The sequence below is a fragment of the Nocardioides donggukensis genome (assembly GCF_014842875.1).
GTDB classification, from domain to species: Bacteria; Actinomycetota; Actinomycetes; order Propionibacteriales; family Nocardioidaceae; genus Nocardioides; species Nocardioides donggukensis.
This window is the reverse complement of record NZ_JACYXZ010000002.1, coordinates 715,847-728,410: the sequence shown is the minus strand read 5'-3', so window position 1 is coordinate 728,410 and position 12,564 is coordinate 715,847. Positions and strand designations below refer to the sequence as shown.

Here is a 12,564-nt window from a genome sequence, read left to right as displayed (position 1 = left end):
TCGAATCAGCAATCAGATGTGGTGAACTGGCCGAAGACCACAACCACGAGCGTGGAAGCGGGAGTCCCGTTGCCGAAAACCCAACGCGTCGAGCCGGCCGACCTGGACGACGTCGACCTCCGGATCCTGCGGGCCCTGGCCGCCGACGGCCGGCTCACCAACAAGGCGCTCTCGACCCGGCTCGGGCTGGCCGAGTCCACCTGCGCCTACCGGGTGCGCGCCCTGCGCGACCGGGGCGTCATCACCGGCACCAGCGTCCGGCTGAGCCTGCCCGCGCTGGGGTACCCGATCCAGGCCTTCATCAAGGTCCGGCTCGGCAGCCACAACCGGGCGCACGTGGACAAGCTGTACGCCGCCCTGGCCGAGGCGCCCGGTGTCATCCAGGCCTTCCACGTCGCGGGGGAGGACGACTTCCACCTGCACGTCGCGGTCGACACCCCCGAGGCGCTGCGCGACTTCGTGCTCAGCCACGTGACCGTGCACCGCGTCGTCCGGCAGACCGAGACCCAGCTGGTCTTCGAGCTGCGCGACGGTGCCGGCGTGCTGCCGGGCTCCTGATCAGGCCTCGGGGTCCGCGCCGTCCTGGGGCTGCCGGACGTGCAGGGTGGTGGAGCCAGGACCGAACCACAGGGTGCTCTGCGGGAACGGGATGGTGATCTCGGCCCGGTCGAGGGCCTCCTTGACCGCCATCGCCACCGCGCTGCGCACCCGCCACATGCTGGCGATGTCGGCGCGGTGCCAGTAGCGGACGGCCAGGTTGATGCTGGAGTCCGCGAACTCCTCGACCCAGACCTCCGGCGGAGGATCCTCCCGGACGCCCTCGGCCGAGGCGCAGGCCTCCTGCAGGGTCTCCCGGGCCTGCCGGAGGTCGGTGTCGTAGGCGACGCCGACGGTCAGGGAGGTCCGACTGTTGGGGGTGCGCGTGTAGTTGACGATCGGCGCCTTCAGGACCTCGGCGTTGGGCAGGTAGACGGTCAGCCCGTCGTAGGTGGTCAGCTCCACCGTGCGCAGGTTGACGTCGCGGATGACCCCGTCGAACTCCCCGCTCCGGATCTGGTCGCCGACGCGGAACGGGCGGCGCACCTGGAGCAGGACCCCGGCGACGAAGTTCTGCAGGATGTCCTGCGCCGCGAAGGCCAGGGCGATCCCACCCACGCCCAGGGCGCCCAGCAGGGGACCCACCCGGATGCCCACGAGCCCCAGCGCGTAGACGGCACCGATCATGACGACGACGAGGCCCACGAAGCGCCCGACCAGCTTGCCGGCGTACCGGTCGGCGTCCCCGCGGTCGAGCAGGCGCACCAGGAGGACCCGGAGCATCGCGGCGACGGCGATGCCCCCGGCGAACACACCGAGGGCCAGGAGCACCTGGGTCAGGCTCACGTCGTCGCTCACCGGCCCATCATCCCCTGCGCCCGGAAACCGGCTCGCCGAACCACCTCGTGAGCGCCTCCGGGAGACCCGTCGGCGAGCCGTCACCCACCCACGCGACGTGCCCGTCCGGCCGGACCAGGACGGCATGGGGCGCCACGACGGCCCCGACCCCGGGCAGCTCCCACGGCCCGGGGCAGCCGGCGGCGACGTGCCGCACCCGATCCGCCCACCCGCCGAGGTCGAGGCCTCCGGGACCCAGGTCGAGCAGCACGGGCCGGGCCTCGTGGAGGAGGTCGTAGGCCCGCCGCGGGCCGTCGGCGGTGTCCAGGTCGAGGTCGGGCACCCTGCGCCCGAGCAGCGGGTGCCCCGGGCCGACGTCGTACGCGACATCGAGACCGGAGAGGAGGCCGGTGAACGCCGTCCTCGGCCCGTCGAAGGCCAGCAGCTCGTCGAGCGTGTCCCGCAGCGCCTCGCTCCGGGCGTCGCCGCCCTGGGTGGCGGACTGCACCATCGTGTGCTTGAGCACGCGCGCCCCGACCGGGTGCCGTTCGGCGTGGTAGGTGTCGAGCAGGTCGTCGGGGGAGACCCCCCGGACCACCTGGGCCAGCTTCCACCCGAGGTTCACCGCGTCCTGCACCCCGAGGCCGATGCCCTGCCCGCCTGCGGGGCTGTGGACGTGCGCGGCGTCGCCGGCGATGAGCACCCGCCCGCGCCGGTAGGCGGTCGCCTGCCGGGTGGCGTCGGTGAACCTCGAGATCCAGGTCGGGCTGTGGATCCCGAAGTCGGTGCCGAACACCGCCCTCAGAGCCCGGCCGAGGTCGGCCAGGGTCGGCTCCGTGGCCGGGCCGAGCTGCCGCTCGGTCACGACCACGCGCACGGTGCGCCCGTCCTCCATCACGTGGAGCCCGTGGATGCCGGTGTCGTCGATGCGCACGCCGACCGGGGTCTCCTCGGTCACCTCGACCTCCGCGATCAGGTTGCTCCGGGTCGCCTCGGCTCCCACCATGGCGATGCCTGCCGCGGTCCGGACGGCGCTGCGCCCGCCGTCGGCCCCGACCAGGTAGCGGGTGCGCAGCGACCCTCCTCCGGCGAGCAGGACGTGGACACCGGTGTCGTCCTGGTCGAGGCCGGCGACCTCGGTCCCGCGCCGGATCGTGACCCCGAGCTCCTCGACCCAGCCGAGCAGGATCCGCTCGATGTGGTTCTGCCACAGCCCGAGACCGTAGGGATGCCGGGTGGGGAAGGCCTCGAGGTCCAGCGTGGTGCTCGCGAACCGGGTGGTCTGGGTGATCTGACCCTCCGCGAGGAACCGGTCGGCGATGCCTCGCTGGTCGAGGATCTCGATCGTCCGGGAGTGGAACCCGCCGGCCCGGGAGCCCACCAGCTCCGGCGTGGGGCGCCGATCGAGGACCGTGGGCTCGACCCCCGCCAGGGCCAGCTCCCCGGCCAGCATCAGCCCCGTCGGCCCGGCTCCGGCGATGACGACGTCCAGCATCTCGGCTCCGCTTCCCCTCGGCATGATCCTGGAGTCTGGGGCCGCCCGGGGGTCTTGCCGCAAGCCCCCCGCGACGCGATAGGTTCGAGGTGGCGGGGCAGTGAGCGACCGGGATCAGGTCTGTGAGGCCGGTGGCTCGGTGAGCACCCGCAGCGCGAGGTCGGTGGTGGCCGGTACGCCGAGGTGCCCGACCACCCGCGCGACCCGGTCCGGGTCGAGGGGGAGCAGGCCGGGCGTGCCCGGGACCTCGGGGGTGAGGCCGAGGTCGAGGTCGGTGCGCCCGGACATGATCGCGAGGTTGAACTCGAACCGCTCCCTGGCGGCCGGGTCGGCCAGCCGTTTCAACAGGCCGGCGCCGATGCGGCGCAGCCCCTCCTCCTCGCAGTAGGAGTCGAGGGTGGCCACCAGCGTCGCGCCGGCGTCGTGGTCGATGTCGGCCCACACCGCCTGCATGGAGCCCATCTGGGCCAGCAGGACCGGCGCCGTCTTCTCCCCGATGCCCGGGACGCCGGGGAGGTTGTCGCTGGCGTCGCCGCGGAGGGCGGCGTACTCGAGGTAGTGCTCGGCGGCGATGCCGTACATCGCCCGCAGCCGGGCCGGGTTGAGCAGCGGCGAGGCGTTGACCCCGCCGTTGATCAGCCGGAGCACCTGCGTCCGCTCGCTGATGTGGGCGAACGAGTCGCGGTCGGAGGTGACGATCACGCAGTTCCACCCGCGCCGCTCCGCCCAGGCCGCCGCGGAGGCGCTGACGTCGTCGGCCTCCAGCGACGGAGGGGTCAGCGTCCTCAGGCCGAGCGCGTCGAGCAGCGCGCCCGCGCGCTCCAGCTGGTCGATCAGCGCGGCGTCCTTCGCGGCGCGACCGGCCTTGTAGGCGGGGTAGCGCTCGGCCCGCACCGACGCGGTGCGGTCGTCGAGCCCGAACAGCACGGCGTCGGGGGCGAACTGGTCGATGACCTCGAGGATCTGGCGCAGCATCCCGTGCAGCGCCCAGGCCGGCCGCCCGCCGGCGTCCCGCAGCCCGGAGTCCACCCGGGCGTGGTGGTTGCGGTGCAGCAGCGAGGGCGCGTCGACGACGAGCAGCAGAGGGGAGTCGGGGGCTGGCATGGGCAGCCCCACCCTACGTCGCGCCGCACCGGTCGTCGTGGGGTCCGGGGGTCCGCTCCCGGGCACCCGGGGCTTGGACTAGATTCCCGTCGTGAGCGCTCAAGCCCCTTCCGCAGTCGTGTTGATCCGTGCCGGACGCTTCGTCCCGAACCCGCACACCGCGGCCGACAACGCCTTCCAGGCCGATGCGCCGCAGGGACAGTCCGCCGACGTCACCTCCGCCATGGCCCTGGCCGAGATGGATGCGGTGGCCGACGCCCTGCGCGAGGCCGGCGTCCGGGTGCACGTGTTCGCCGACGAGGACCACACCCGGCCGGACAGCGTGTTCCCGAACAACTGGCTCTCGACGCACGCCGGCGGCAACGTCGCGGTCTACCCGATGTACGCCTCCAACCGGCGTCACGAGCGCCGCGCGGACGTGCTGGAGATGCTCAAGTCGTCCTACCGGGTGCAGACGATCATCGACTACTCCGGGCTCGAGCCCGACGGCATCTTCCTCGAGGGCACCGGCGCGATGGTGCTCGACCACGTGTCCCGGGTCGCCTACACGGCGCTGAGCCACCGCGCCGACACGAACGTCCTGGAGCGCTTCTGCACCGACTTCGGCTACGAGCCGATGGCCTTCGACGCCGTCGACTCCGCGGGCGTGCCGGTCTACCACACCAACGTCATCGCCTGCATCGGCACCGACGTCGCGATGATCGCCCTCGACATGATCCCCGACCCCGTACGCCGCGCCGCGGTGCGGGAGCGGCTGACCGTCAACGGCCGGCGGATCGTGGAGCTCACCGAGGAGCAGATCCGCGACTTCGCGGGGAACGCGGTGGAGCTCCGCGGCCGTACGCCGGAGGGCCGCAGCCGTCACATCATGGCGATGTCGACGCGGGCCCGGCGGAGCCTGCACCCGGAGCAGGTGGCGGTGATCGAGGAGTCCTGCGACGTCGTCGACATCGACATCCCGACGATCGAGCTGGCGGGCGGCTCGGTGCGCTGCATGATCGCTGGCGTCCACCTCGACCGGCGCCCGACGGGTGTCGAGTCGCCGCGGACGCCGGCCGTGCGGGCGATCGACGACGACCCGCACACCGCCGACGGGCGGGACGTCGCCGGCGACGACTGAGCGCGGGGCGGCACCGATCGCGCCGTCATCGGCGCTGTCCACAGCCCGCCCTCGCGTGCGTTGGAGATCCGATCCGGGTGTCGCAGCCTGTGCGCCATGGACTACCAGACCGAATCCGATGGCCATCTCCCGATCGCATCGCCACGCGTGATCCCGCTCGCCGGGCGCGGGTCGCGCAGGGCTCGACCTCCTGACCGACGTGGTGCCTCGTCCCGCACGGGTCGCCGTCACCTCCGGCATCTGCTGGCGCTCGCGCTCGCGGCGCCGGTCGCTGTGGCAGGCACCCTCTCCTCGGCCGCGGCGCCGCCGGCCGTGGAGCCGCCCGCGGGGCCCGAACGGCCGCCGGTGGCCGTCGAGGGCCGGCTCTTCGCCGAGTCGGCCGACTCGGTGCTGACCGTGTCCGCGGTGGTGTGGCCGGACCAGCAGGCGCTCGACGCGCTCCCGGCCGGCGCGACGGTGCCGTTGCTGCCGGTCACCGACATCGACATCGACGGCAGCTCCTACGCCGTCCGGGTCGACCCCGCGACGTTGCCCGCGAAGTACCGCAGCAGGGACGGGGTGGACGTCGAGGTGACGGCGGTCGACGGCGCCGGCGTCGAGGACTCCTACAGCGAGACGGTCCGGCGGGACGGGGCGGCGTGGCGACGTTCACCGGTCGTCGCCGGCCTCCGGGCCCAGGGCCGGACCGGCCCGGCACAGCGCCCCAGCGACCTGGTCGCCGTGACGGGCGACCGAGCCGGGCGCGCTCGAGCCGGGTCCGTGGTGGCCGCCGCCGGCCGGACGGCTGCCGGGGACGAGAGGTCCGGCATCGCCGCCAGGGATCCGATCTGCAACGTGATCAAGACGTCCAAGACCCACCATCGGCGGGTCAAGATCGGGGACGTGATGCCGTCCAAGCGCAGGATGAAGGGCCGGATCACCTACAGGATCGGGTCCTCCCACAACATCGGCGTCGGCATCAAGATGGCCAACGGCAGATATCGGGAGGGCGGGACGGTCAGGCGGTCCAGCAGCGAGCAGGTCTCACCGGTGTTCTGGCGGCCCGACAAGGTCGCCTGGACCAAGTGGCGGTACCGCAACTACCAGAACACGTGCACCCAGGCGATCTCCGCCCGCGCCGAGGCGCACACCGGCGGCTACTACAAGACGGACCGGAGCCGGCCGTCGTACCGGTACTGCCGCAGCTACCCGCGTGGCCGGTGGGCCGCGTCCTCGGCCCGGGCCTGGACCTACCAGAAGGGCGCCACCCTGTGGGGCGTCCTGCACGTCAACGCGCAGACCGGCTACAACAACCACGTCCGCCTGGAGTACAAGCTCGGGAGGCGCAAGACCCTGTGCGGCAACAACGACTACCCGCCGGGCGCGCAGCTGGTGGCCGGCAGGTGAACCGTGGCAGGCGGCGGTCCGCGGCCGCGGTGGCAGGACTCCTGCTGGTCGCGGCCGCCGGCTGTCAGGGCGACGAAGACGGGCCGCCCAGCGGGGACCGCACCGGCGGCGGTCCGATCGAACTGGCGCAGGACATGACGAACCTGCTGGCCCCGATCACGGGGCCGACGTTCTTCGCGATCCCCGCCTGCGGGTCCGACGGCCCGGTCGACGACGTGGAGATCGTGTCGTTGGCGCCGTTGGAGGTCTCCGGGGGAGAGACGATCACGTTCACCGCGGCGTGGCCGGGGCCCGACGAGCGCCTGAAGCTGGGGGCCGGGAGGCTCGAGCAGCTCGAGGAGCCCTTCGGAGAGGCGGTGGGGTCCCGCGGGTCCGTCGCCGGTTGCGGGGAGGGGCTCCCGACCCTGGAGTTCGCGGTGCAGCTCCCCGAGGCCGTCGACCGGGCGGTCGTGGTCGACGGGTTCGAGGTGACCTACGAGACCGGCGGGCGCCGGTACACCGCCTCCTCGAACGTCGAGCTCGGGGTCTGCGGCTCCGACCCGGTCGACCCGGACGAGGAGCCTGAGGACTGCGACTGGTAGCACGCCGCTGCTCGTGGCACCCCCCCGGGCCCATGGTGTTCAATGGCAGAACCGACCGGGACGGTGCCGTTGCCACTTCACGAGACGCTTCAGGGTGGCCCTTCCGGGCCTGCATCGATCGACCCGTTCGGCGCTGCGACCCGGCGCGTGGCCGTTCTGGCCACCGTCTTCACCTGTGGAGCGCTCGCTGGGGCCGCCGGTGCGGGTGCGTACGTGAGCGAGAGCCAGTACGAGGACCGGACGCCGGCATCACGTGCGAGCGTGCAGCTGGTGATCACGGGCGTGGCGGACCATTCCCGAGCAGAGCCGATGAAGGCCGATGCCCAGAAGCGGGCGCTATGGCTGGACGGCGTGCTCATGTACATGGGGGAGCGCGGCGCTGCCATCGTCACCAGAGTCCATCGCCCCGGCAGAAGCCTGAGGATCCGGGTCCCCGATCTGCCAGTGAGCCTGACTGCTGGGGACCCGCCCAAGCAGGTGCAGATCAGGATCGCCCCGCGCGACTGTGAGCTTGCCTCCATGTGGACCCCGAGCGCACGCCCGTTCAGACTGACCTGGCGGGCAGCTGACGGCGACTGGAGAACCGACCCCGTGGGCGACCACAACGCATCGGTAGAGGTGACTCTCATTGCTCACATGGACTCGGTGTGTGACGCGCGGTCGCGGCCCAGGGCTGCCTGGGCCACCGGATTGCTCCGTGACCAAGGCAGTTGAGGTCAAGTCGTACGTTCGTCCGGGAACAGGTAGGTGACGTCGCAGGCGCGCCGAGGGGGGGCGCCGGGGCCGGCTGCTCAGGCCCGGCGGCGCTCTGAGGCGACCGGTCGCGGGTCAGCCAGCGCGATCACCATGTCGAGCGCGTGGTTGAGGTCGCGCAGGGCACGGTCGTGGTCCGGCCGCACGACGTACTGCAGGATGAGCCCGTCGATCAGTGCCAGGGTGACACGGCCGAGGCTGTCGAAACCGATGGCGCACCGCTCTTCGGCGGCCTTGGCGGCCTGCTCGCAGAACTCCGTCACCAGTGAGGTGTAGCGCTCGTACTGGAGGCTTGCCAGGCCTCCCGGGCCTTCGCTGCGCAGGGCATAGGTGGTGAGCTCGTACTGCATGATCTGGAGCCCGATCTCACTCTCGACCAGTGTGTTCCAGAAGTTGAGGACGCCGTGTCGCAGCGCGTGCTCGACCCCTCGGTCCAGCACCAGCCCTTGGCGAAGCGTCGTGGCGATCTCGTCGGTCACCACGCCGATGACAGCACGGAGCAGCTTGTCCTTGGACGGGAAGGCGTAGTGCAGGGTGCCCAACGGGATGCCGGCCTCGGCGGCGACGGCCCGCAGCGTCGTCCCCGGGACGCCGACGTCGCTGAGCACGCGGATCGCCGCCTCGACGATCTGCTGCTCGCGGTCGGCGGCCTTGAGGTATCCCACGCTGCTCTCCTCCGTTCCGGGGGTCTGGAGTCCTGGGCCAACTCTTGCACGGTGGCCACCAGCATCCTATATTCAAGTCGGACAACCGACCGGAAATGAGGAACCGTGGTGGCAGATGTGGACGTCGTCGTCGTGGGAGCCGGCCTGGCCGGGCTCACCGCTGCCGAGAGGCTGACCGAGGCGGGGCGTTCCGTCGTCGTGCTGGAGGCGCGTGACCGCGTCGGTGGCCGCACCCAGGGCGGAGAGCTCGAGGGCGCGCCGATCGAGCTGGGCGGCACCTGGATCGGCGAGGGTCACAGCGAGATGTACGCCCTGGTCGACCAGCTCGGCCTGGCGACGTTCCCCACGTGGAACGACGCGGGCAAGCTGCTGCTCGACCTCGCCGGCAAGCAGTCAGCACTGCCCAGCCACAAGGGCGCGACTCCCAAGGTCAACCCGATCGCGCTGGCCGATCTCGCCCAAGGGCTGGCGCGCTACGAGAAGCTGGCACGCAGCGTCGACCCGGCCCGCCCGTGGGCGCACCCGAAGGCCGAGCAGCTCGACGGCCAGACCTACGAGTCGTGGGTGCGGCGCAACCTGCGGACCCCGACCGGACGCAGCTACTTCCGGGTGCTGGCCGAGGCGCTCTACTCCGCCGACGGCTCCGACATGTCCCTGCTGCACACCCTGTTCTACACCGTGAGCAACGGCGACCTCGAGACACTGGCGTCCACCGACAAGGGCGCGCAGAAGGACCGCGTGGTCGGGGGAGCGGTGCTGGTCTCGGAGCGCCTCGCGGGCAAGCTCGATGTGCGCCTGGACTCGCCCGTGGTCCGGCTGGTCCAGAGCGAGACCGGGGTCGTGGTGACAACTCGCGCCGGCGACTCCCTCTCTGCCGCGCGGGTCGTGGTCGCGATCCCGCCGACCCTCGCCGGGCGGATCGACTACCAGCCCATCCTCCCCGCGTGGCGCGACCAGCTCACCCAGCGCGTCCCTGCCGGCACCGTGGCCAAGTGCTTCGCGGCGTACCCGACGCCCTTCTGGCGCGACGCCGGGTGGAACGGCCAGGCCATCAGCGACCAGGGTCCGGTGAAGGTCGCCTTCGACGTCTCGCCACCGGACGCCGAAGTCGGCGTGCTGCTGGGATTCGTCGAGGGCGGCGAAGCTCGGCGGTGGCAGCGCCTCCCCGAGGCCGAGCGGCGCCGCCAGGTGCTCGGCTCGTTCACCCGCTACTTCGGTCCGCAGGCGTCGCAGCCGACTGCCTACCTCGAGAAGGACTGGAGCGCCGAGGAGTTCACCCGCGGCTGCTACGGCGCGCACTTCGCCCCGGGCGTGTGGACCAGCTACGGCGACGTCCTGCGCGACCCCGTCGGTCGCATCCACTGGGCGGGCGCGGAGTACGCCGTGGAGTGGAACGGCTACATGGAGGGTGCGGTCCGCTCGGGCCGTCGTACCGCAGCCGAGGTGCTCGAGGCGCCCGCGTGACGGCCTCCGTCGAGTCGTCGGCGGCGTCGTAGCCGGACGGTGCGATCGCCGTATCCCTGGCGAGTCTGGAGGAAGGCGGGAGCCCGGTCGACGGCTTCCGTCTCGTGGAGACATCGGGCCGCGCCGACGTCGAACTCGTCTCTGCCCAAGTGTGGAACCGCGGGTGGCGAATTCGAGTGGCGACCTCCGGCGACCCCCGCGCTTTAGAGAGAGCGATGGCCCCGGGGAGCCCCCGGGGCCATCGTGGAGCGAACAGCAGACTGACGACTTCGATGTCGTAGTAGAGCTCGAACACCACAAGCGGTGCTGGCAGGTCGTGATCAACTCGTAGAAACACGGTCTGACCTGCGCAAACGCTGATTTCGATCGTCGGTCGATGATGGCTGATTTGGGCCTCGAACGGATCTCCTGCGGAATCCCTGCGGAATCTGGAGGGTCAGGCGACCGAGTGAAGTTCGAAGCGCAGGCCGAGTGCATTGGTCACCTTGAGGATCGTCGACCAGGTGGGGTTGCCTTCTTCGGAGAGGGCCTTGTAGAGGCCGTCGCGGCTCATGCCCACTCGACGCGCTAGCTCGCTCATGTTCTGCGACCGGGCGATGATGCCCAGGGCATGCGGAACGGCACTCGGGTCCTCGGCGGAGTCTTCGAGCGCGATCTCCAAGAACACCGCGAGGGTGCCGGTTAGTGCGAATCCTGTGCGAAAGCGATGGGTGCTGAGTAATGGGACTTGAACCCGTCATCAGGCCGGTGTCGCAGTTTGAAGCCCGCGCGGACGACTGACTCCGTAGTCCGAACTGTTGAGCAGTGCCCAACGCCCGGCACATGTCGGGTCTGCCGCCTAGAGTTCCCATATCGGCGGGGCACGATGACGCCTCGTTGCTCGTAACTCTGCCAGGAGACTAGATGAACGCCACGGTACCTCCTCCCCAGTCGGGTGACCCTGCCTCAGCCGATGGCCAAGGTGCGACAGAATCGGAGCAGGAGTTAGGCGCCGAACTTGAGCAGGTCGAATACACGACCGAGCTCGTCGAGGTCTTCCCGAACGTCGTCGCAGTCTTCGGGGTCCTTCCCACGGAGCTCGAGCACGTCCTCGAACCCTTGAACGCGGGCCTGCTGTCCGTCTTTGATCACGACTACGTCAACAACGCCCTGTCGGTTCTCGGCAATGGTGCGACTGTCGGCGGGAACCTGGCCCAGGCTGCAATGGGGATGCAGGGGCTCTACAAGATGGCTGACGAGAGCCAGGCGCTGCTGAAAGCCGGCGGAAAGCTCGCGGCCAAGGAAGGCAAGAATCTCGGCACCATCTTGCTGCCGAAGGGCGTAGAAAAGGGAATCGCCCAAGCGCGCTTCACGCCTGCCGCCGGGTTGACTGCCGCACAGACGGCAGCTGCCATCGGACCGGCGCTAGCGATGCTGGCTCTCCAGGCTCAGCTGAACCAGGTCAGCAGCCTGGTCCAGAAGAACATCGAGCTGACCAGCCAGGTGATCGAGGCCTCCCGCCGCACCGAGCGGGCCACGCTGATGAGCCTGGTCGACACGGTCGACCAGGCACTCGAGGATGCGCGCGCAGCGGGCTCGGTTCCTCGGTCGCTGTGGGAAACGGTCGCGAGCAAAAAGGCCAACCTGGATGCCGAGCGGAAGAAGTACCGCTCGCACGTCGAGGCCCACATCGAGAAGGTCACCAACGCGACTTTGCATCAGCGACGGGAGTACCTCCAGACGAATGCGCAGGCGGTCGTCTTCGACGCTTTCGCCCTCCTGTCGACGTTGAAGGCCTGGACCGGATACCAGGCGATCGCTGCCGCCGTCGCTCGCGAAGCCGGCGCAGACAGCCCAGCAGAGGCGAAGCACTTCGACTCCATTGTCGCCAACACGCGCCGGGACTTCGAGGCCGACATGACCGAGGCGACGAGGGTCGTCGGGTCGCTGACCCGCGAACTGCGCATCATTGCCGAGCTTCCCGGCCCGACCACCATACTGTTGTCGACCAAGCGCAAGGATGCTGAGGCTGCGCGCAGGATTTCAGAGAGTGTTCTGGCCGCGATTGCACCGCTTTCCGATGCTCTCCTGCCACCGCGCGAACCGCTTGAGGCTCCTGACGTGCTCTGTGCGTCTGCCGACGCCGGAGTCGACCCCTACCTGCGGATCCTTCGGTGGATGTTGGAACCCGATGAAGAGGTGCGATTCCTCGGTATCGGCAAGGATGCCCACGCTCAGGGGAAGGTCGCAGCCCTGGTCGGTGCCACGAAGGACAAGATCACCTCGACCCTCGACAAGGACCCGGCTCAGCTGCTGGTCGTCGGCACAGACCGGCGAGTTCTAACGACGGACACTCACGCGTTCTTGAAGCGAGCCGAGTTCCGTTACGACGACGGCCTCGACACGGTCCGCTACGTCCGTTCCCTGCCAGTCCAAGGTGAGGCAACGGCTAGAAGGGTTGACCTCATCACCAAGGACCGAAACCACGAGTGGCAGTTCGGGTCCGATGTTGACGCGAGCGAGGTGGATGCCCTCGCTGCGATCCTCGCGGAGTCGATGGACCTTCCCGAGTATGAGCGCGACGAACTTCGGAGCCGCCGCGGACCTGTCAAGGAACTCGTCAACGCGCCGTCTGCTTGATAG

General features: G+C 70.5%; 12 protein-coding genes. 7 read left to right on the top strand and 5 right to left on the bottom strand.

Annotation, left to right across the window (positions count from 1 at the left end):
* Positions 1–69 precede the first annotated feature (69 nt).
* The gene (locus IE331_RS09755) at positions 70–558 is read left to right on the top strand and encodes an Lrp/AsnC family transcriptional regulator (protein ID WP_192142911.1); all 489 of its coding nucleotides are present in this window, start codon (positions 70–72) and stop codon (positions 556–558) included.
* Here IE331_RS09755 and IE331_RS09750 read toward each other — a convergent pair whose 3' ends face one another.
* From IE331_RS09750 to IE331_RS09740, 3 genes are all read right to left on the bottom strand, one after another.
* Positions 559–1,395 (bottom strand): mechanosensitive ion channel family protein, encoded by an 837-nt coding sequence (locus IE331_RS09750; RefSeq protein WP_192142909.1) that lies wholly within the window; start codon positions 1,393–1,395, stop codon positions 559–561.
* Between the two features lie 7 nt (positions 1,396–1,402).
* Positions 1,403–2,893, bottom strand: coding sequence for an FAD-dependent monooxygenase (locus IE331_RS09745; RefSeq protein WP_201931523.1), 1,491 nt, complete (start codon positions 2,891–2,893; stop codon positions 1,403–1,405).
* Between the two features lie 90 nt (positions 2,894–2,983).
* Positions 2,984–3,973 (bottom strand): 5'-3' exonuclease H3TH domain-containing protein, encoded by a 990-nt coding sequence (locus tag IE331_RS09740; protein WP_192142907.1) that lies wholly within the window; start codon positions 3,971–3,973, stop codon positions 2,984–2,986.
* Between the two features lie 91 nt (positions 3,974–4,064).
* Between IE331_RS09740 and ctlX the strand changes: the two genes are divergently transcribed.
* The 4 genes from ctlX (at position 4,065) to IE331_RS09720 (ending at position 7,774) form a co-directional block, all read left to right on the top strand.
* Complete coding sequence (gene ctlX / locus IE331_RS09735) at positions 4,065–5,093, top strand: citrulline utilization hydrolase CtlX (RefSeq protein ID WP_192142905.1); 1,029 nt, start codon at positions 4,065–4,067, stop codon at positions 5,091–5,093.
* 273 nt (positions 5,094–5,366) lie between these two features.
* Entirely contained in the window at positions 5,367–6,479 is a 1,113-nt protein-coding gene (locus tag IE331_RS09730) for a hypothetical protein (protein WP_192142903.1), read from the top strand.
* A 29-nt stretch (positions 6,480–6,508) separates the two neighbouring features.
* Positions 6,509–7,060: a hypothetical protein gene (locus tag IE331_RS09725; RefSeq protein WP_192142901.1), complete on the top strand. Its 552-nt coding sequence runs from the start codon at positions 6,509–6,511 to the stop codon at positions 7,058–7,060.
* A 42-nt stretch (positions 7,061–7,102) separates the two neighbouring features.
* Positions 7,103–7,774: a hypothetical protein gene (locus IE331_RS09720; RefSeq protein WP_192142899.1), complete on the top strand. Its 672-nt coding sequence runs from the start codon at positions 7,103–7,105 to the stop codon at positions 7,772–7,774.
* A gap of 77 nt (positions 7,775–7,851) precedes the next feature.
* On the opposite strand, the gene IE331_RS09715 is transcribed toward IE331_RS09720, so the two are convergent.
* Positions 7,852–8,478 (bottom strand): TetR/AcrR family transcriptional regulator, encoded by a 627-nt coding sequence (locus IE331_RS09715; protein ID WP_192142897.1) that lies wholly within the window; start codon positions 8,476–8,478, stop codon positions 7,852–7,854.
* A 108-nt stretch (positions 8,479–8,586) separates the two neighbouring features.
* Here IE331_RS09715 and IE331_RS09710 point away from each other — a divergent pair, with 108 nt between their 5' ends.
* Complete coding sequence (locus IE331_RS09710) at positions 8,587–9,942, top strand: flavin monoamine oxidase family protein (RefSeq protein WP_192142895.1); 1,356 nt, start codon at positions 8,587–8,589, stop codon at positions 9,940–9,942.
* Positions 9,943–10,378: 436 nt separating this feature from the next.
* On the opposite strand, the gene IE331_RS09705 is transcribed toward IE331_RS09710, so the two are convergent.
* Positions 10,379–10,609 (bottom strand): addiction module antidote protein, encoded by a 231-nt coding sequence (locus IE331_RS09705; protein ID WP_201931521.1) that lies wholly within the window; start codon positions 10,607–10,609, stop codon positions 10,379–10,381.
* 236 nt (positions 10,610–10,845) lie between these two features.
* On the opposite strand from IE331_RS09705, the gene IE331_RS09700 reads away from it, so the two are divergent.
* A complete protein-coding gene (locus IE331_RS09700) occupies positions 10,846–12,561 on the top strand; it encodes a hypothetical protein (RefSeq protein ID WP_192142893.1) in 1,716 nt (571 codons plus the stop codon).
* The last annotated feature ends 3 nt before the right edge of the window (positions 12,562–12,564 follow it).